This window comes from Alcaligenes sp. RM2, from assembly GCF_052931795.1.
In genome coordinates this window covers 998,755-1,017,048 of sequence record NZ_JBRFIO010000002.1, presented here as the reverse complement: position 1 = coordinate 1,017,048, position 18,294 = coordinate 998,755, and the positions used below count along the sequence as shown (strand labels likewise).

At 56.7% G+C, this 18,294-nt stretch carries 18 protein-coding genes and 2 pseudogenes; 5 read left to right on the top strand and 15 right to left on the bottom strand.

What is annotated here, in order from left to right:
- Window positions 1-10: 10 nt before the first annotated feature.
- The 10 genes from rpsR to ACU6HM_RS11430 form a co-directional block, all read right to left on the bottom strand.
- The gene (gene rpsR / locus ACU6HM_RS11475; RefSeq protein ID WP_003802444.1) at window positions 11-283 is read right to left on the bottom strand and encodes a 30S ribosomal protein S18; all 273 of its coding nucleotides are present in this window, start codon (window positions 281-283) and stop codon (window positions 11-13) included.
- Window positions 284-372: 89 nt separating this feature from the next.
- On the bottom strand, window positions 373-690 hold the full coding sequence (gene priB, locus ACU6HM_RS11470) for a primosomal replication protein N (RefSeq protein ID WP_009457572.1): 318 nt from the start codon (window positions 688-690) through the stop codon (window positions 373-375).
- A 13-nt stretch (window positions 691-703) separates the two neighbouring features.
- On the bottom strand, window positions 704-1,102 hold the full coding sequence (gene rpsF / locus ACU6HM_RS11465) for a 30S ribosomal protein S6 (RefSeq protein ID WP_009457573.1): 399 nt from the start codon (window positions 1,100-1,102) through the stop codon (window positions 704-706).
- A 143-nt stretch (window positions 1,103-1,245) separates the two neighbouring features.
- Window positions 1,246-2,049 carry a GTP cyclohydrolase FolE2 gene (folE2, locus tag ACU6HM_RS11460; protein ID WP_022983570.1) on the bottom strand — a complete coding sequence of 268 codons (804 nt, stop codon included), beginning with the start codon at window positions 2,047-2,049 and terminating at the stop codon, window positions 1,246-1,248.
- Between the two features lie 149 nt (window positions 2,050-2,198).
- Window positions 2,199-4,064 (bottom strand): 1-deoxy-D-xylulose-5-phosphate synthase, encoded by a 1,866-nt coding sequence (gene dxs, locus ACU6HM_RS11455; RefSeq protein WP_022983569.1) that lies wholly within the window; start codon window positions 4,062-4,064, stop codon window positions 2,199-2,201.
- A gap of 113 nt (window positions 4,065-4,177) precedes the next feature.
- On the bottom strand, window positions 4,178-5,086 hold the full coding sequence (locus ACU6HM_RS11450) for a polyprenyl synthetase family protein (protein ID WP_022983568.1): 909 nt from the start codon (window positions 5,084-5,086) through the stop codon (window positions 4,178-4,180).
- A gap of 1 nt (window position 5,087) precedes the next feature.
- Window positions 5,088-5,354, bottom strand: a complete 267-nt coding sequence (locus tag ACU6HM_RS11445) for an exodeoxyribonuclease VII small subunit (RefSeq protein WP_003802451.1) — start codon at window positions 5,352-5,354, stop codon at window positions 5,088-5,090.
- A 179-nt stretch (window positions 5,355-5,533) separates the two neighbouring features.
- Window positions 5,534-6,385, bottom strand: coding sequence for a sulfurtransferase (locus ACU6HM_RS11440; RefSeq protein WP_446763826.1), 852 nt, complete (start codon window positions 6,383-6,385; stop codon window positions 5,534-5,536).
- Window positions 6,378-7,286 (bottom strand): DMT family transporter, encoded by a 909-nt coding sequence (locus ACU6HM_RS11435; RefSeq protein ID WP_250756911.1) that lies wholly within the window; start codon window positions 7,284-7,286, stop codon window positions 6,378-6,380. Before ACU6HM_RS11435 ends, ACU6HM_RS11440 begins: the two co-directional genes overlap by 8 nt.
- 89 nt (window positions 7,287-7,375) lie before the next feature.
- On the bottom strand, window positions 7,376-7,534 hold the full coding sequence (locus ACU6HM_RS11430; protein ID WP_446763825.1) for a hypothetical protein: 159 nt from the start codon (window positions 7,532-7,534) through the stop codon (window positions 7,376-7,378).
- Between ACU6HM_RS11430 and htpX the strand changes: the two genes are divergently transcribed.
- Entirely contained in the window at window positions 7,533-8,414 is an 882-nt protein-coding gene (gene htpX, locus ACU6HM_RS11425) for a protease HtpX (protein WP_009457574.1), read from the top strand. The two genes, ACU6HM_RS11430 and htpX, sit on opposite strands and share 2 nt — an antisense overlap.
- 133 nt (window positions 8,415-8,547) lie before the next feature.
- Here the strand turns inward: htpX and ACU6HM_RS11420 are convergent, their stop codons facing one another.
- The 4 genes and pseudogenes from ACU6HM_RS11420 to ACU6HM_RS11405 all read right to left on the bottom strand — a co-directional run.
- Window positions 8,548-9,006 (bottom strand): N-acetyltransferase family protein, encoded by a 459-nt coding sequence (locus tag ACU6HM_RS11420; protein WP_446763824.1) that lies wholly within the window; start codon window positions 9,004-9,006, stop codon window positions 8,548-8,550.
- 64 nt (window positions 9,007-9,070) lie between these two features.
- Entirely contained in the window at window positions 9,071-10,015 is a 945-nt protein-coding gene (locus ACU6HM_RS11415) for a serine aminopeptidase domain-containing protein (protein ID WP_446763823.1), read from the bottom strand.
- A 186-nt stretch (window positions 10,016-10,201) separates the two neighbouring features.
- On the bottom strand, window positions 10,202-10,336 hold the full coding sequence (locus ACU6HM_RS11410; RefSeq protein WP_446763822.1) for a hypothetical protein: 135 nt from the start codon (window positions 10,334-10,336) through the stop codon (window positions 10,202-10,204).
- Window positions 10,337-10,377: 41 nt separating this feature from the next.
- A pseudogene (locus ACU6HM_RS11405) lies at window positions 10,378-11,557 on the bottom strand (transketolase-like TK C-terminal-containing protein); the annotation flags it as partial.
- Between the two features lie 175 nt (window positions 11,558-11,732).
- Between ACU6HM_RS11405 and ACU6HM_RS11400 the strand changes: the two are divergent.
- Window positions 11,733-12,182, top strand: a pseudogene (locus tag ACU6HM_RS11400) (MarR family winged helix-turn-helix transcriptional regulator).
- 60 nt (window positions 12,183-12,242) lie between these two features.
- Window positions 12,243-13,907, top strand: coding sequence for a Na/Pi cotransporter family protein (locus ACU6HM_RS11395; RefSeq protein WP_026484327.1), 1,665 nt, complete (start codon window positions 12,243-12,245; stop codon window positions 13,905-13,907).
- Window positions 13,908-14,001: 94 nt separating this feature from the next.
- Here the strand turns inward: ACU6HM_RS11395 and polA are convergent, their stop codons facing one another.
- Window positions 14,002-16,719, bottom strand: a complete 2,718-nt coding sequence (gene polA, locus ACU6HM_RS11390) for a DNA polymerase I (protein WP_446763821.1) — start codon at window positions 16,717-16,719, stop codon at window positions 14,002-14,004.
- On the opposite strand from polA, the gene ACU6HM_RS11385 reads away from it, so the two are divergent.
- Together ACU6HM_RS11385 and ACU6HM_RS11380 are read left to right on the top strand one after the other, a co-directional pair.
- Window positions 16,718-17,386 carry an LOG family protein gene (locus ACU6HM_RS11385; protein WP_009457591.1) on the top strand — a complete coding sequence of 223 codons (669 nt, stop codon included), beginning with the start codon at window positions 16,718-16,720 and terminating at the stop codon, window positions 17,384-17,386. The two genes, polA and ACU6HM_RS11385, sit on opposite strands and share 2 nt — an antisense overlap.
- A 102-nt stretch (window positions 17,387-17,488) precedes the next feature.
- Window positions 17,489-18,283, top strand: a complete 795-nt coding sequence (locus ACU6HM_RS11380; protein WP_009457593.1) for an ABC transporter substrate-binding protein — start codon at window positions 17,489-17,491, stop codon at window positions 18,281-18,283.
- Window positions 18,284-18,294: the final 11 nt, after the last annotated feature.

The window sequence follows — 18,294 nt, the reverse complement described above, 5'->3', positions numbered from 1 at the left end:
TTCCTCTGGATTATTTGTGGTTGTCGGTGTACGGCAACAGAGCCAGGAAACGAGCGCGCTTGACAGCGGTGTCCAGCTGACGCTGGTAGTGAGCTTTGGTGCCCGTCAAACGTGCAGGGATGATCTTGCCATTTTCCTGGATGAAATCACGCAGGGTGTCCAGATCTTTGTAATCAATTTCTTCAACGCCAGCGACGGTGAAGCGGCAGAATTTGCGGCGCTTGAACAGTGGGTTCTGTTGTGCAAATTTGCGTTTTTTGTCTTTGCCTCTACGGAAAGCCATTTTGTGCCTCGTTAGTAACCGGGCTATACCCGGAAGAATTCAGTGTGAAGCGAGGTGTTGAACACTTCGCGACGATCGAGCCAGACCAGTCAAACCGTAACAGAGCCTTGTCCCGGAAAGTGACGCTGATATTGCTGTACATGCAGCACCAGACGCGTCGAACCTTTACGGGCTGGGGCAATAAAACCTTGTAGCTGCAAACGGGCTCCCAAAGGAGTGTCTGCCAGACCCAATGCATTATTTCCCAAAGCCACTACCTGCATCGTCAAAGCGATTTGCCGGGAGTGACCGGCTTCCATTACGGAAGATTCGTGTTCCAGGACCAATTCCAGAGCTGGGACACCAGCCGGCGTATAACGCAAGGGCTTAATGTCGACAAGCTGACCGGCAAGAGAGAACTGGTTCACGTAGTCGGAGCTATTACTCTTCAGCTTGAGCTTCGGCTTCAGCGGCTGCAGGAGCGCTGGCTTCAGTACTTGCTTTACGTGCTTCTTCGCGTTCGACGGACTTCATCATGACCGAAGCGCCTTCAGGGGCTTTCTTCGTGCCAGCGATGAGGTAACGCAAGATAGCGTCGTTGTAGCGGAAGGAATGCTCCAGCTCGTCCAGGGTGGACTGACCGCATTCGATGTTCAGGCACACGTAGTGAGCCTTGACCAGTTTCTGGATTGGGTAAGCCAGTTGACGGCGGCCCCAGTCTTCCAGACGATGAATAGCACCGCCTTCGGAAGTAACAATCGCCGAATAGCGCTCGATCATGGCGGGCACTTGCTCGCTTTGATCGGGATGCACAATGAACACTACTTCGTAGTGACGCATGGAACAACTCCTTGTGGATATCGCCTACTACCCGCTGTAAAACCAGTCAGGCACCAAGCGCGACAGCCCGCCCATTCAATCCGGGTCGAGCAAGAAACCATAGATACTAGCACCAAGAAAGGCTGACTGACAAGCCAAAAGCCTTAGCCCTGCACGCTTGCGTAGGCAGAGTGATTATGAATCGACTCAAAATTCTCGGCTTCGATGCTATAACGCAACACTCCGGGCAAGCTGCGCACGCTGACGGCTACATCACGCACCAGATCTTCGACGAATTTGGGATTGTCGTACGCGTATTCGGTAACGTACTTTTCGTCAGTGCGCTTGAGCAAGCCCCACAGCTGACAGGACGCCTGCTCTTCAACCGATTTGATCAGCGTAGGCAAGTCCAGCGTAGCCGGATCCGCAAACACGGCCTGCACGGTAACGTGCGAGCGCTGATTATGCGCACCGTACTCCGAAATGGCCTTGGAGCACGGGCACAGGCTGGTAACCGGAACCAGTACGGACAACTCAAATTCGGGCTGGGCATCCACACCGACACGTGCTGTCCAGCTGACGGTGTAATCCATCAGGCTGGCCACACCGGATACGGGCGCCACTTTTTCCAGGAAAACGGGGAAGGTGGCTGTCATGTCGCCACGTCCGGCATTGAGCAAAGGCAACATGGCCTGGGCCATCTGCACAAAACCGGCGGGCGTCATGGCTTGACGGCGGTACTCTTCCAGCAAAGCGACAAAGCGCGACATATGGGTGCCTTTTTCTTCGGGCGGCAAGGCCACCGTCAACTCCCATTGCGCCACGGTGGGCACGGCCTGCCCCTGCAGGTCCAGCATCATCGGATGCCGCACCCCGCGCACACCCACGCGCTGAATCGCAACACGGCGTGTATCCGTGCTGCTTTGCACATCTGGCATGGCCAAAGGCGATTCCGACACTGTATTCATATCCATCAGGTTCAGCTACGACAGAGCCGCAACCGTAAATAAAAACAATAATGAATTATTATCTTACGCTTATCGCACACGAGGTTCGATAACCTTAATAAGAACGCGCATATTGGGGTATTTAAACCCTAAACTGTGCAGAAATTGCCTCACGCCTCAAGCAAACTTGAGAAACGTGCACGAATGGAGCGCTCGATGCCGGCGGCATCCAGACCCAGATCCTGAGCAATTTTCTTCTGATCGCCGTGGTCGATGAATTCGTCGGGGTAGCCCAGTTGCAATACCGGCATCACCAGCGCTTCACGACTGACAAACTCCAGCACCGCACTGCCTGCGCCCCCCATCAAACAGCCCTCTTCCACGGTAACAAATGCCTGATGGCCTTGTGCCAGCTCTTGCAGCAAGGCTTCGTCCATAGGTTTTACAAAACGCATGTCTACCACGGTGGCATCCAGAACCTCGGCTGCTTTCAGCGCCTCGTGCAACACGGGACCAAAAGCCAGAATGGCCAGATTCTTGCCCTGACGGCGCAGATTGGCCTTGCCCAGCGGCACGGTATGGAGCTCCTGATCCACTTCAGCACCGATACCCGCTCCGCGCGGATAGCGCACCGAGCTGGGCCCTGGGTGCTGATAGCAACAGGTCAGCAACAAGCGGGTTTCGTTTTCGTCCGACGGCGTGGCCACCACCATGTTCGGAATGCAGCGCAGAAAGGCGATGTCGTAATTACCGGCATGCGTTGCCCCGTCTGCGCCCACAATACCGGCGCGATCCAGCGCAAAAGTGACATCCAGATTCTGCAGGGCTACATCATGAATCAGTTGATCGTAGCCGCGCTGCAAAAAGGTAGAGTAAATCGCCACAACCGGCTTCTGCCCTTCACAGGCCAAGCCACCGGCAAAGGTCACGGCGTGCTGTTCGGCAATGCCCACATCAAAATAACGACGGGGGAATTGTTGCTCGAACTCCACCATGCCACTGCCTTCACGCATGGCGGGAGTAATACCGTACAGACGTTGATCCTGCCTGGCCATATCGCACAACCACTGACCGAAAATCTGTGTAAAGGTAGGGCGCGGCTTGGTCGTAGGCGTGACCAAACCCACAGAAGGATCGAATTTGCCTGGACCGTGGTAGAGCACCGGATCGGCTTCAGCCAGCTTGTAGCCCTGCCCTTTACGGGTCACCACATGCAGGAACTGCAAACCACCCAGATCACGCAGATTGCTCAAGGTAGAGACCAGCGCATCCAGATCGTGACCATCAATCGGGCCCACGTAGTTAAAACCCAGCTCTTCAAACAGCGTGGCCGGAGACAGAATCCCCTTGGCGTGGCCTTCAAACTTGCGCGCCAGTTCCAGCACAGGCGGGACATGCTGCAAGACAGTACGGCCTACATTCTTGGCAGCGGCGTAGAACCGGCCCGACATCAGGCGAGCCAGATAATGATTCAAGGCGCCCACCGGCGGCGAGATCGACATGTCGTTGTCGTTCAACACCACCAGCACATTTACATCGGGCGTTACACCAGCATTGTTCAGGGCTTCAAACGCCATACCGGCCGTCATCGCGCCATCACCGATCACGGCAATGTGCTGACGCTCGATCCCGGCATTGCGCGAGGCCACGGCCATCCCCAGTACCGCGGAAATCGAGGTTGAGGAATGCGCCGTACCAAAGTCGTCGTACTCGGACTCGGAGCGCTTGGGAAAACCGGAGATGCCATCTTGCTGACGCAAACCACTCATCTGATCGCGGCGGCCTGTCAGAATCTTGTGCGGATAGGACTGGTGACCCACATCCCACACGATACGGTCGTGGGGAGTCTCGAACACATAGTGCAAGGCAGTGGTCAATTCAACCGTGCCCAGATTGGACGACAAATGCCCACCGGTTTTGGATACGGATTGCAGAACAAACTCGCGCAGTTGTCGTGCCAGCTCGGGAAGATCACGTTGATCAAGCTGGCGCAAGTCGGCGGGAGACTGGATCTGCTCTAGGGAAACGGTTGTCATACTAAAGACGTCTATCCGGGCAAATAAGTGAAACGACTGTCTAAAAACAATCGCCAATCGGCTATTGTAAAACGCTTCGCGGCCTGTGCCAAAGTAGCACAGGCCCGCGTCGCTTAATGATTGCGACCCACGATGTAATCAGCCAGTTGTGTCAGACGTGCCGCAGCAGGTCCCAAAGGACGCAAGGCCAACTGGGCCTGCTCATTCAGAGCACCGAGCAACTCGCGCGATCCGTCCATACCCAGGATGGAGACATAGGTGGGCTTGTTATCGGCGGCGTCTTTGCCAGCCGTCTTGCCCAGCGTGGCGGTATCAGCCGTCACATCCAGAATATCGTCCACGACCTGGAAGGCCAGACCCACAGCCTGGGCGTACTCTTCCAAACCATTACGCACGGTAGAGGAAGCACCCGCCACAATACCACCCAGCAAAACGCTGGCTTGCAACATGGCGCCGGTTTTCATGCTGTGCATCTCTTGCAACTGATCACGGTCCAGGGCAATGCCCACGCTGGCGCAATCAATAGCCTGACCACCGGCCATACCGGCACTGCCAGCGGCCTGCGCCAACTGGGTAATGGCTTGCACAATCAGCGCAGGGGCAATCGGCATTTGTGCCAATAACTCAAAGGCCAAGGGTTGCAAGGCATCGCCAGCCAGCATGGCGCACGCTTCATCAAACTGAACATGAGTGGTTGGGCGACCACGACGCAATTTGTCGTCATCCATGCACGGCAAGTCGTCGTGAACCAGCGAGTAGGCGTGGATCAATTCCACCGCCGCCGCTGCCAACTCCAATGCTTTCAATTGGGCAGCGGCCATAGGCTTGCCTTGCAAGGCAGCCTCACCGGCGGCATACACCAAGGCAGCGCGCACGCGCTTGCCACCACCCAGCACGGAGTAGCGCATGGCTTCGTGCAAACGAGCAGGTTCCTGGCTGACAGGGGGCAGCAATTGTTCCAGTACGGTCTCAGTCTGCTCAACCCGCGCCTGCAGCCAATCAGAAAAACTGGTAGAACTCATCTTAACTATCTCCAACAGCTTCATCCCCGGACAAGGGGCGCAGCAGATTGCCTTGCAATACGCTGACTTGTTCTTGTGCAAGGTCCAGCTTGCGCTGACACAATTGGGCTAACTCCACGCCCTGCTCGTAAGCTTGCAAAGCCTGCTCAAGCGGCAATGCCCCGCTTTCCATGCGAGCGACCAGCGCTTCCAGTTGTGCCAGAGCGGACTCGAAATCCTGCTGGGCTGGCGCCTGGGCGCTTTGATTATCATCGCGAGATTTAACCATAACTATTCCTGATCAATGAGGGCCGTCAGGACTGGCTGAGACCCAATTGGAAGTGGCATTGTACGGGAGGCGGCGGCTTGCTGCCCTTCCCAAGGAGTACTTTCTACTTTGGGACCGCTCCACAGCAAAAAAGCCGCTCCGGAGCGGCTTTCTCAGCACCAGAAACTCAGGGCATTGAACTAGCTGCGCGCAACAGGTCGGCTGGCGTCACTCACCCATTCACTCCAGGAGCCGGGATAAATGCTGGAGCCAGACAGACCGGCCAACTCCATGGCAAAAAGATTGTGACAAGCTGTAATACCGGAACCACACTGGTGCACAACCATCTCTGCCGAAATCGCTCCCAGCAAGTCCTGAAACTCCTGGCGCAGCTGATCGGCCGGTTTGAAACGCCCCTGTTCACCCAGATTATTCAGATGCGACCGATTAAGCGCATCGGGGATATGACCTGCGACCGGGTCCATCGGTTCCACGTCACCGCGATATCGCTCGGCAGCACGTGCGTCCAATACGGTAAAGATAGGTTTGGACAGGTTTTTCAGTACCTGCTCGGTCTGCACAGTAGGCATGGCAGCCTGCTCAGGCACACTCAATTTAGCAGCTGCTGGTACAGGCTTGGCCGGGCCGCTTTCTTCGGCTCCGCCCAACTGCTGCCAGGCCTGCCAGCCCCCATCCAGAATGGCGACTTGAGGATGCCCCAACCAGCGCAGCATCCACCACATATGGCTGGCGAATACAGAACCTTGGGCGTCGTAGACCACGACCTGCATACCATCACGCAAGCCGTTTTTCTGCAAAAGCTGCGCCAGCTCCTGACGGCTGGGCAAAGGATGACGGCCATTCAGACCCGTCTTGGGTGCCGCCAGATCCAGCTCGTGATCCAGAAACATGGCACCCGGAATATGCCCCTGTTCGTAAGCGCGTCGTCCTGCCTGATGGTCGGCCAAATCATGGCGTACATCCAGAATCAGCCACTCCGAATTATTCAGATTGGCCTGGACTTGCTCTGCGCTAATCAGAAATTCAAACACGTTCTGCCTCCTTGACGGGAGCCTGCTCCGCTGTCGCGGCCTGACCTCGCAAGATACGATCCTCGCTGTAGGTACGCCAGGCCGACAACAGACCAGACCCAATAATCAATGCCATACCTGCCCAGGCTAACCAGTCAGGCACATCACCCCAGAAAGCAATGCCAATCAGGGCGGCGAAAATAATGGTGGTGTATTGCAAGGCTGCGGTCAACAAGGCCGAGCCCAAGCCAAAAGCGCGCGTCATGGTCAATTGCCCGAACAAACCGGACAGGCCCACGCCCAGCAAGGCCAGCCACGCGCGCCAGCTCAGCTCGCGCCAGCCTTCCCACAAAAGTCCAACCAGGCTGGAACAGACGACAAAACAGGAGAACAGCAGCACGGTGCGCCATTCCGGCTCGCCAGAGCGCCCCAGGGCACGTACCTGCATCATGGCCACCGCGCTCAAGGCGCCGGCACACAGGCCCAGCATGGCGGCCCACCATTGGTCTGGCGTAATGCTGGGGCGCAGGACACCGATCACGCCCATAAAGCCCAGCAACACGGCAATCAGACGCACAGGGTCACGCTGGGTGCCACCCCAGGCAAGCATCCAGAAAGCAATAAACAAGGGAGCGGTGTAGTTCAGGCTGACCGCGGTGGACAAGGGCAGATTAGCCAGAGCCAGAAAGCCCAGCCACATGGAACTGACCCCGGAGACATTACGCCGGATATGCAGTTTCCAGCTTTGAGGAGCCAGCCTCAAACCACGGCTTTTAGCCCAGAACACCAGAAGAAGAACCGAGGGCACACCCCGGAACAAAACAATTTGCGCCATCGACGCCCCGGCATCGGCGGACACTTTGACACAGGCCCCCATAATGGCAAACATGGCGCAGGCTACCAGCATCCATAATGACTGCATGTGATCAAACCAGGTTCAGTAATAAGGGAAAGCCACTACTATACTCCCCACCTTGTAAAAGTGGACCGGTAACCCCATATCCAGACCACTTACGCAACAGCAAGAACCTCGGCGCAAGAAACTATCTTGCCCGAAAGCTGACTAAAAGCTGAATATTTTATTTTAACGCCTGGAATCAAGGCTAAAATTCGCGCAGATCGTGTTCTCACGATCACGATTTTTTCTGTTACACCGGAATCCGCATTCATGAAACGAATTGTCCTTTTCTTAATCACCAACCTGGCCGTCATGCTGGTGCTCAGCGCCTCCATGAATATTTTGGGTGTGGGACGTTACCTGAACGCGCAAGGTCTGGACCTGACTCAATTGCTGATCTTCTCGGCTTTGGTCGGTTTTACCGGCGCCATTATCTCCTTGCTGATGAGCAAATGGATGGCCAAGCAAAGCGTGAACGCCCGTGTCATTGACCCGAATGCCCCCGCCAATGCCGAAGAGGCCTGGCTGGTCGATACCGTGCACCAACTGGCCGACCGTGCCGGTATTGGCCGCCCCGAAGTGGCCATTTACGAAGGCGAGCCCAATGCCTTTGCCACCGGCGCTTTCAAGAATGATGCTCTGGTCGCCGTGTCCACCGGCTTGCTGCGCGGCATGACCGAAGAAGAAGTCATGGCGGTGCTCGGCCACGAAGTTGCCCACATTGCCAATGGCGACATGGTCACCCTGACCCTGATCCAAGGCGTGGTGAACACCTTTGTGATCTTTCTGGCCCGTCTGGCCGGCTACTTTGTTGACCGCGTGCTACTGCGCAATGATCGCGACGTGGGCATGGGTTACTACGCCTCGGTCTTTGTGTTTGAGCTGATTTTTGGCGTGCTGGCCTCCATCATCGTGGCCTGGTTCTCGCGTCAGCGTGAGTACCGTGCTGATGCCGGTTCCGCTCAGTTGCTGGGTTCGCGTCAGCCCATGATTCACGCGCTGGCCCGTCTGGGCGGCATGGCTCCTGGCGAACTGCCCAAGAACTTTGAAGCCTCCGGTATTTCGGGTGGTCGTTCGATCAGTGCGATCTTCGCCTCCCACCCCCCTATCGCTGCACGCATTCAGGCTTTGCAAAGCGCTCAATCAGTCTAAGATCCCAGGCGGCCTGAACGGCACAGCCAAATAAAACGCCCCAAAAGCCCACAGGCTTTTGGGGCGTTTTTTATACCTTGGCGCAAACTTAGCGTATCGGCTGCCGGACAAAGGGCCACACACAGATCCAAACCTAATCAGCAAAGTGATATTCCAAAATATCGTCACCGAGCTCATCACGCTGGCCGCTTTCGGCCCAGCCTAAATGACGATAAAAACCATAGGAGCGCACCTGAGGATCACTATTACAAGCCAGGAACAGGCGCGTAAAACCACGCCCCTGCAAATCCTGCATCATCTGGGTCAGCAAACGACGGCCCAGACCCAGGCTTTCATAGTCGGGCAACAGCGCCAGCACCATGATCTCGCCGGTCTCGCTTTCACCGAAGCAATAGCCAGCCATCTGCTCATCGACCAGGGCCACATAGCCGGGGCAACTACCATCCTCAATACCTGCGGCCCAGCTTTCGGCGGTAATTCCCAAGGCGGCAAGATCCTCTTCAGAAAAAGCATTTTCACGAGTCAGTCCCCGGATACGCAGGCATTCGCGGGCGTCATCAGGCACTGCAGCGCGCAAGACTATCTTGCTCATTCACTACTCCAATATAAAAAGGGCAATGACGGCAAATCATCACGTCATCGACCATACAAAAGACTTAAGGGGTGTCAGTGTTGAGTTGGCTCAACCACTGGGCAATGTCGCCCACGACCTGGGGCATGGCCGAGCTGCCATCGGCCTGCGTCATGACGTGATCCAGATCGGGATAGCTGCGCCACACCACATGCGGGTTATCCACCTGTGCCACCATCTGGGCAGTGGCTTGCGGCGAGACCGAGGTATCGCGCCCGGACTGAATCACCAGAGTGGGGATAGCAATCCGTCGCAGCACCTCGGCCTGATCCAGATTCAGCATCTGCCGCCACCAATCACGTCCATGTCCGCTCATCCGAGTATCCAGGCCGGCCCTGGCCTGCCTCAAAAATTCGCCCAAGCCATCAAGCATGGCTTGCTTGTCGGCAGCCGGCATCTCTTGGATCGAGGCGCTATAGAGCACATCATCCTGGAACCAGCGCCCGCCGCCATTAAAACTGATGGCCGCATCCAGATGCGAAGTCTGGGCCGCCAGCAAATGAACAATCACCGCTCCCTCGCTGCCACCCAAGGCAAAAAGCTTGTCATAGCGGGTCTGACTTTGCAGCTGTTTTAAAACCGCCTCCAGATCAGCCACACGCTGTTGGGGCTGGTCGCGCTGAATATAGTCTGTCGGGCAGTCGCTACGCTCGGGATCGTCGCTATCAGGCAGCGCGGCCGTCAGCGCATATTTTTCCACCGCCAGCACCTGGGCTTGTGGACGAGCCTTGGCCAGGGCTTCCCAAACAACTTTCTTGTGCGCCACGCTATTGCAATCCGAGCCTTGCACAATCAGAAGCAGCTCATGCACACCTTCTTGAGGGGCGATGGCAGGCTGGACGTAATAATGAATGGTGCTGCCATCTGCACGCGCCAATTCATGTGGCTGCGCTTGAGCATAAGCCTGGCTGCCCACGACCCCAGAGATAGCAAGGCCCGCCAGGCGGGCCAGAGAAATTGAATAATCCATGCCGCACTGTGGCACAGAATGATGAAGATTTGATGGAGAAAAATGGCGGACTCGCCGCCATGAAAAGGGACCAGCCAGCAAAGAGCTGACCTGACCGGGGGAGACATCAAGCCATCACACCCTTTGCTGGCTGGTGTCCCGCCGCCGGTCGCCATTTGCCCAAAAAGACGACCGGACTGGCAAGACTCAAGGCTTCATGGGATTGGTCTTTTCCGGATTGATTTGATAGCGCTGCAAAGCATCGCTAACCAACGAGCGTGGCACCGAACCTTCGTCGGCCAAGGCCTTCAAGGCCGAGACCACGATAAAGTGCCGGTCCACTTCAAATCCGTGGCAACCACAATCGGGCCTGCATGCCCTTCCAGGCAAGACTGCACATAAGGGATACGCGGCTCGCTTTCCGGGTGCAAGGTGTTCCAGCGCTCCGTATCCAGGCCATCACGACGCAGTTGGTTCAGGCTGGGCGCATTCCACACATCGCTGGCCACACCAAAGTCCTCTTGCAGCAACTGTGCGGCAGCCAGCACCTCCATCAAGATAGAGCCACTGCCCATCAACTGCGCACGCGGGGCCTTGGCTTTTTGCTGCGGTCCCGCCTGCAAGAGATACAGCCCTTTGATAATGCCCTGCTCCACCCCTTCCGGCATCTCGGGATGCGGGTAGTTTTCATTGAGCACGGTAATGTAATAGAACACGTCCTCCTGATCCTGATACATGCGACGAACACCATCCTGCATGATCACGGCCAGCTCATAGGAGAAGGTGGGGTCAAAAGAGCGGAATCGTGGGCACACCGTGATTGCTGTAGGCCGTGCCTGCTGCAATCCAGGAGGAGATTGCCCCGGACTCATTCAGGCCTTCCTGCAAGATCTGCCCGTCCTTGGCTTCTTTGTAATAGCTCAACTGGCCAGCATCCTGTGGCGTGTACAACTGCCCTAAATAAGAGTGGATACCAATCTGGCGGAACAGACCTTCCATCCCGAAGGTGCGCGACTCATCCGGCACGATGGGCACAATCAATTTGCCCAGCACCGGGTCTTTCAACAAGGTGCTCAAAATACGCACAAAGGCCATGGTCGTGGACAGACCACGCTCGCCCGTACCCTTCAACTGTGCGGCAAAACTGTCCAGTGCGGGAACAGCCAAGGCCGGAACGGAAGTTCTGCGCGATGGCACAAAACCGCCCAGAGCAGCACGACATTGCTGCAAGTAAACCGCTTCCGGGCTGCCTGGCTCGGGGCGCAGATAAGGCAAGGCTTCCAGTTGCTCGTCCGAAACAGGTAGCAGGAAACGATCCCGGAAAGCACGCACGGCATCCGCGCTCATTTGCTTGAGCTGGTGATTGATGTTCTGGCCTTCACCGGCCTCGCCCATACCAAAACCCTTCACGGTTTTCACCAGAATTGCGGTCGGCCCGCCATGGCTGTTACGTGCGGCTTGGGCATAAGCGGCGTAGACCTTGTCAGGATCGTGACCACCACGGGCCAGGGCCCAGATGTCGTCGTCCGACAAATCCGCTACCAGTTCCAGCCACTCAGTCGTCTCTTGCGGGTCCTCATCTGCGATCTGCAAAGCGTGATTCATAACAATCTCCAGGTGGATAGGCCAGATCCGCCACGCGACGTCCTCACGGCCTGAACAAGACGCAGGGCAGGACAGACCCTCACCCATACGATTGCAATTGCAACTAAAAAACAAATTCCTGGGGGAAAGAACGATGAGTCGCTCCGACACTGATCTGTGGTTTTCCTTTGTGCGCGCGCACCGCAGCATCCTGAAAGAAATCGAACGCAGACTGGCTGCCGAAAAGTTGCCACCCTATGCCTGGTACGACGTGCTGTGGGGACTGGAAAGCGGACCGGAGGGGACCCGTCGCATGCATGAGCTGGCCGATCGACTGGTCATAGAACGCTATAACCTGACGCGACTGATCGACCGGCTGGAAGCCCAGGGGCTGGTCCAGCGCAGTCGTTCCTCGGAAGATGGTCGGGCCGCCTTTGCCAGCATCACGGATGAAGGCCGGGCATTGCGCAAACAGATGTGGTAGATCTACCAAAGCGCTGTGCAGGAACTGTTTCTGTCGGCCTTCTCCGATCAGGAACAAACGCAGTTTGCACACGGGCTGGATCAGGCTGCCCGACAAGCGCGGCAACCCTCCAACACCTAGATGTGTCTAACTGATACCTGAGGCTCACGCTTGTAAGATGCGCTGGGCTATTATTTAGCAATGAAAGAAATCTTCGCACTTCTCGATTTCGGGGGTTATATCGCCTTGCTCCTGTGGGGTATCCACATGGTGCAAAGCGGTGTGCAACGCGCCTTTGGTGCTGAGCTGGGCGTCTGGATGGGCCATGCCCTGGGCCGCCCCCGCCGCGCCTTTTTTGCGGGTGCGGCCATTACCGCCGCCATTCAAAGCAGTACCGCCACCGGACTGATGATTACCAGCTTTGCCGCCACTGGCATGGTTGCCCTGGTTCCAGCCCTGGCCGCCATGTTGGGCGCCAATGTGGGCACGACGCTGATCGTGCAACTGCTGTCCTTCAAAATGACCGCGCTGGCCCCGGCCCTGATTCTTCTGGGCGTCTGGCTGTTCCGCTCGCAGGAGCCTGGACGCCGTCGTGACCTGGGTCGCGTCTTTATTGGTCTGGGCCTCTTGCTGCTGTCCCTGCATGAACTGGTGGGCTTGTTCTCCCCCATTCAGGACGCCCCCCTGCTGCAAACCATTCTGGAAGCGCTGGCAGGCAGTCCCATGACGGGCATGCTGCTGGCCGCTCTGCTGACCTGGGCCGCACACTCCAGTGTGGCCATTGTGGTGCTGATCATCTCGCTGGCCAGTCACCAGCATATGGACCCGCAACTGACCTACGCATTGGTGTTGGGTGCCAATGTGGGTACCGCTATCAACCCGATTCTGGAAGGGGCTGGCGGCTCCAAGGACCCAGCCAACAAACGTCTGCCCATCGGCAACTTGGGCACACGTGTGTTTGGTTGTCTGGTCGGCATGATTTTGCTGCCCTGGATTCCGGATTTGATGAGCTGGTTCACCAATGATCCAGCTCGTGCTGTGGCCAACTTCCATACCTTCTTCAACCTGGCCGTGGCAGCCTTGTTCCTGCCTTTACTCAAACCCTATTCGCGTCTGCTGAGCCGTTATCTGCCCCGCCGCACCGACCCGGATGATCCCGGCCTGCCCTTGTATCTGGACCAGTCCGCCCAGGAAGTGCCTGCCGTGGCCTTGGGCAATGCAGCGCGTGAGGCGTTGCGTCTGTCCGATATGCTGCAGGAAATCCTGGATACGGCCCGTCAGAACATGCTGAACAATAGCGCCCAAAGCATTAACCATGCGCGCTATATCAGTAATGCCGTCAACCGTCTGGAGCCGCTGATCACCACCTATCTGGCCAGTATGGACCAGGAAAACCTCAGCAAGAAGGATACCCGTCGTCTGAACGATATTCTGACCTTCTCCACCAATATCTCGCACGCCGCCACGATCAGCGTCAATGGCTTGCTCAGCCACACGGCCAAGCTGCGTAAACAAGGCTGGATACTGCAATCGGAAGAACAGGCCGAAATCGGCAAAGTCATGGACAGGCTGATTCGCAACCAGCGTCAGGCAGCAGCCCTGTTTGTGGCCGAAGATGTAAAAACCGCCCGCTTCCTGGCCTTTGAAAAAGACTTCTTCCGCGAACTGGAAGTGGCGGCGGGAGACCGTCATATTCGCAAGATCAAGGCCGGACAGTTGGACTCCGCCGAGCAGGGCTCCTTGTACCTGGAGATTTTGCGCGACGTGCGTACCATCAACTCCTATCTGGTCAGCGCCGCCGCCTATCCAATTCTGGCCAAGCACGACGAGTTGCTGCCCAACCGAGTACGCTCCAACGAGGAATAAACAGGCTGCAGCCAGGCGGTGAAAACAAGCCGCTCTGCTGCTTAAAAAAAAGGCGACCATCAGGTCGCCTTTTCCTTTAGCTTGCCAGGAAGCCTTAGTGAGCCTGTTCCCAGTTATCACCCACGCCGACTTCAGCCACCAGCGGCACATCCAGCTTGGCGACATTGCACATCAGGCCCGGCAGGTTTTCACGCAGAACATCCAGCTCGTCTTCGGGTACATCGAATACCAGCTCGTCATGTACCTGCATCACCATCTGCGTGCGCAGCCCTTTTTCTTCCAGCCAGCGCTGCACAGCCACCATGGCCATCTTGATCAGGTCGGCCGACGTGCCCTGCATTGGCGCGTTAATGGCGGCACGCTCTGCACCGGCCATGCGTGGCCCTTTCGCGCCCTTCAGTTCAGGTAGCCACAGACGGCGACCAAACACGGTTTCCACATAACCCTGCTCATGCGCCTGCGCCTTGATGCGCGTCATGTAGCTGGCCACGCCAGGATAGCGGGCGAAGTAGCGATCAATATAGGCACGGGCTGCATCACGAGTAATGCCCAGATTGCTGGCCAGACCAAATTCGCCCATGCCGTAGATCAGACCAAAGTTGATCGCCTTGGCCGCACGACGCTGGTCCGAGCTGACGTCCTTGGCATCCACACCGAAGATCTCGGCAGCGGTTGCCGTGTGCACGTCCCCACCCTGCTCAAACACCTGCTGCAGATTCTCGTCGCCCGATACATGGGCCATGACGCGCAATTCGATCTGGGAATAGTCAGCCGACACCACTTTGCCCAGTTCAGACACGAAAGCGGCGCGAACACGGCGGCCTTCTGCGGTACGCACAGGAATGTTCTGCAAGTTGGGATCGGAGGAAGCCAGACGTCCGGTAATGACGGCAGCCTGTGCATAACGGGTATGCACACGGCCACTGTCCGGGTTCACCATTTTGGGCAATTTGTCCGTATAGGTGGACTTGAGCTTGGCCAGGCCACGATATTCCAGTAGTACCTGCGGCAAGGGGTAATCCTGAGCCAAACGGGTCAGCACATCCTCATCGGTAGAGGGGGCACCGCTGGCGGTTTTACGAACCACCGGAATACCCAGCTTGCCGAACAGAATCTCGCCCACTTGCTTGGGGGAGTTCATATTGAAAGGTTGGTCGGCCAGTTCGTAAGCCTTGTTTTCCAGTTCCAGCATTTTCTGGCCCAGCTCGTGGCTTTGGCGCGCCAGAGTAGGCACATCAATCTTGACGCCATTGCGCTCCACAATGGTCAGCACGTCTGACGCCTGCACTTCCAGCAAATAGATACGCTCCAGCCCCTCTTCCCTGGCTACTTGAGGGCGCAGGCACTGATGCAGACGCAAGGTGTAATCCGCGTCTTCACAAGCGTATTGCGAGGCCACAGGAATATCCACCTCGTCAAAGCTGATCTGCTTGGCACCCTTGCCGCAAATATCCTCGTAAGAGGCGCCTTTCAGACCCAGCCATTGCAAGGCCAGCTCTTCCATGCTGACACGCTTGTGCGATTGCAGAACATAAGCCTGCAACATGGTGTCCTCGCGAATACCGCGCAGGCTGACTTTTTCATTCAGCAGGACATGGGTATCGTATTTGGCGTTATGCAGGACCTTGGCCGCCTCTGTGCTTTCCAACCAGGGGCGCAGCGTTTCCAGCACATAGTCTTTATCCAGCTGTTCTACATCCAGCGAGCCACGATGAGCCACCGGCACATAAAAAGCCTGCCCCGCCTTGACCGACACCGACAAGCCCACCAGACGCGCCATCAAGGGGTCCAGGGAGGTGGTTTCGGTATCCAAGGCCACCAGCTCGGCCTTTTCCAGCAGGCTTAGCAGGGTCTGTAGTTGTTCTTTCGTCGTGACGGTCTGGTAATCCAGCTCGGCAGGCGCAGCAGGTGTTTCAGCCTCGACACGGGCATCCTGGGCAGGAACGCGCTTGGGATCATCTGTCAATTCACGCAACCAGGTGCGGAAACCGAAGGTCTCGTAGATATCCTGCAACACGGCGTTGTCGCGGGGCTCTGGCTCCAGCGCCTCGAAATCCCCCGTAAACCCAGGCACTTCGCAATCAAGTTTGACGGTGACCAGTTTGCGCGTCATTTCAAAGTTGGAGCTGAAGTCGCGCAGATTCTGGCCGGCCACCCCCTTGATTTTGTCGGCATGCTGCAACAGTTCATCCAGACTGCCATATTCGCCCAACCACTTGGCAGCCGTCTTGGGCCCCACCTTGGGAACGCCGGGAATATTGTCCGAGGTGTCGCCAATCAGCATCAAATAATCGATAATCTGATCTGGGCGTACCCCATACTTGTTGGTAACGCCTTCTACATCCAGCTTCTCGTTACTCATGGTGTTGACCAGCTGCACATGCTCATTGACCAGCTGGGCCAGGTCCTTGTCCCCGGTAGACACCACGGTCTCGATGCCATTTTCTGCCGCCAGACGGGAAAGCGTACCGATGATATCGTCGGCCTCTACGCCAGGCTGACAAATCAGATGCCAGCCCATGGCGCGTACCGCTTTATGAATAGGCTCTATTTGCACCGCCATATCTTCGGGCATGGAGGGCCGGTTAGCCTTGTATTGATCGTACAGATCGTCCCGGAATGTGCGGCCTTTGGCATCAAATACGCATACCATATAGTCCGCTTGATAATCCTGTAGCAGACGGCGCAGCATATTGATGACCCCGTACAAGGCGCCTGTGGGCTGGCCTTGCGCGTTTCGCAGATCGGGCATCGCATGGTACGCTCGGTACAGATAGCTGGAACCATCAACGAGCAACAAGGTTTTTTTCATGTCTAACAATAAAATCGTCCGTTTACCGGCCTCTGAGCAGATTCCTACCATCATGAAGGAGCTGCAAACTGCGGTCGATACATTAAAAGAAATGGGTGCTGGCGTTAGTGTTTTCGGCAGCGCACGCATCAAACCCGGTCATCCCTACTACGAACTGGCCCAGGAACTGGGCCGTCGTCTGGCCGAAGCGGGCGTCACCCTGATTGCTGGTGGTGGCCCTGGCCTGATGGAAGCCGCCAATAAAGGCGCGTACGAAGCAGGCGGGCAAAGTATTGGCCTGAATATACGCTTGCCTCACGAAACCACCAACAACCCTTACCAGACACAAAGTCTGCAGTTCGAGTACTTCTACTCGCGCAAGGCCACCTTTTTCATGCACAGCTGGGCCTACATTGCCCTGCCTGGCGGTTTCGGTACCCTGGACGAGCTGTTTGAAGTCATGACCCTGGTTCAAACAGGCAAAGTCCCACCCGCACCCATTGTACTGATCGGCACTTCCTTTTGGTCCGGCCTGATCGAATGGATTGGTGACCAATTGATGGAGATGGGCCTGATTGGTCCGAAAGACCTGAATTTGCTGGTCCTGACCGACGATCTGGACGAAGTCATGGGCTACATCAACCAGTGCTGCGTACTGCCTAGGGCGGAACCCGCATTGCCCCAGTAAGGCGTACGGGTTAAATTTGCAGTCTTTCTTCGGCCCTCCATCAGCAGGGCCGAATTTGTATTGAATGCCACAAGCTAGTCGATATTTGCCGGAGTCCTCCACATGAACAAAATGCTTGCCCGCCTCCTGATGGTGGCTTTTTGCAGTGCCTTGGTGCCCGCTGCTGCCCATGCAGCCGGGCCGTCCGAAATCCGTTTTGCCACTGAAGCGGGTTATCCCCCCTTCGAGTTTCTGGACCCCAGTGGCGAGCTGCAAGGCTTTGACATCGACATCGGCAACGAAATCTGTAAGCGCCTGCAAGCCAAGTGCGTGTGGATCGATCAGTCCTTTGACAGCTTGATCCCCGGCCTGCAAGCCCGCAAATTCGATCTGGCCAACTCCACCATGACCGCCACCGAGGCACGCGCCAAGGTGATCGACTTTAGCGAGCCCATGTATATCGTGCCGGTTCGCCTGGCCGCCCGCAAAGGCAGCGGTCTGGAGCCCACCGCCGAATCCCTGAAAGGCAAGCGTGTCGGTGTGCAGCAAGGCACCACCATGGAAACCTATGCGCGCCAGAACTGGGCCAACAACGGTGTCACCATCGTGGCTTACCCCAGCTACACCGACGCCTTCAATGACCTGGCCGGTGGCCGCGTGGACGCCACCTTCCAGGAAGCCCAGAACGCCGTTGAAGGCTTTTTGACCAAGCCTGCCGGTGCCGACTTTGAGCTGACTGGCAGCACCGTGGACGACAGCCCCATCCTGAACGAGCCTATCGCCATGGGTATTCGCAAGGGCAACAAGAAACTCAAGAAAACCGTTGATGAAGTTCTGCGTGAAATGAAGGCCGATGGCACCATGCAGACCTTTGCCGACAAATACTTCCAAAAAGAAAACATTCGCATCGCGCCCTGACCTGGATACCT

Excerpts from the sequence above, each read along its gene's own strand:
- ACU6HM_RS11435 (WP_250756911.1), bottom strand. The coding sequence starts at position 7,286 with ATGCAGTCATTATGGATGCTGGTAGCCTGCGCCATGTTTGCCATTATG.
- dxs (WP_022983569.1), bottom strand. The coding sequence starts at position 4,064 with ATGACAACCGTTTCCCTAGAGCAGATCCAGTCTCCCGCCGACTTGCGC.
- rpsR (WP_003802444.1), bottom strand. The coding sequence starts at position 283 with ATGGCTTTCCGTAGAGGCAAAGACAAAAAACGCAAATTTGCACAACAG.
- ACU6HM_RS11450 (WP_022983568.1), bottom strand. The coding sequence starts at position 5,086 with ATGAGTTCTACCAGTTTTTCTGATTGGCTGCAGGCGCGGGTTGAGCAG.
- ACU6HM_RS11395 (WP_026484327.1), top strand. The coding sequence starts at position 12,243 with ATGAAAGAAATCTTCGCACTTCTCGATTTCGGGGGTTATATCGCCTTG.
- ACU6HM_RS11415 (WP_446763823.1), bottom strand. The coding sequence starts at position 10,015 with ATGGATTATTCAATTTCTCTGGCCCGCCTGGCGGGCCTTGCTATCTCT.
- htpX (WP_009457574.1), top strand. The coding sequence starts at position 7,533 with ATGAAACGAATTGTCCTTTTCTTAATCACCAACCTGGCCGTCATGCTG.
- rpsF (WP_009457573.1), bottom strand. The coding sequence starts at position 1,102 with ATGCGTCACTACGAAGTAGTGTTCATTGTGCATCCCGATCAAAGCGAG.
- ACU6HM_RS11430 (WP_446763825.1), bottom strand. The coding sequence starts at position 7,534 with ATGAATGCGGATTCCGGTGTAACAGAAAAAATCGTGATCGTGAGAACA.
- ACU6HM_RS11380 (WP_009457593.1), top strand. The coding sequence starts at position 17,489 with ATGAACAAAATGCTTGCCCGCCTCCTGATGGTGGCTTTTTGCAGTGCC.
- ACU6HM_RS11385 (WP_009457591.1), top strand. The coding sequence starts at position 16,718 with ATGTCTAACAATAAAATCGTCCGTTTACCGGCCTCTGAGCAGATTCCT.
- ACU6HM_RS11445 (WP_003802451.1), bottom strand. The coding sequence starts at position 5,354 with ATGGTTAAATCTCGCGATGATAATCAAAGCGCCCAGGCGCCAGCCCAG.
- polA (WP_446763821.1), bottom strand. The coding sequence starts at position 16,719 with ATGAAAAAAACCTTGTTGCTCGTTGATGGTTCCAGCTATCTGTACCGA.
- ACU6HM_RS11420 (WP_446763824.1), bottom strand. The coding sequence starts at position 9,006 with ATGAGCAAGATAGTCTTGCGCGCTGCAGTGCCTGATGACGCCCGCGAA.
- folE2 (WP_022983570.1), bottom strand. The coding sequence starts at position 2,049 with ATGAATACAGTGTCGGAATCGCCTTTGGCCATGCCAGATGTGCAAAGC.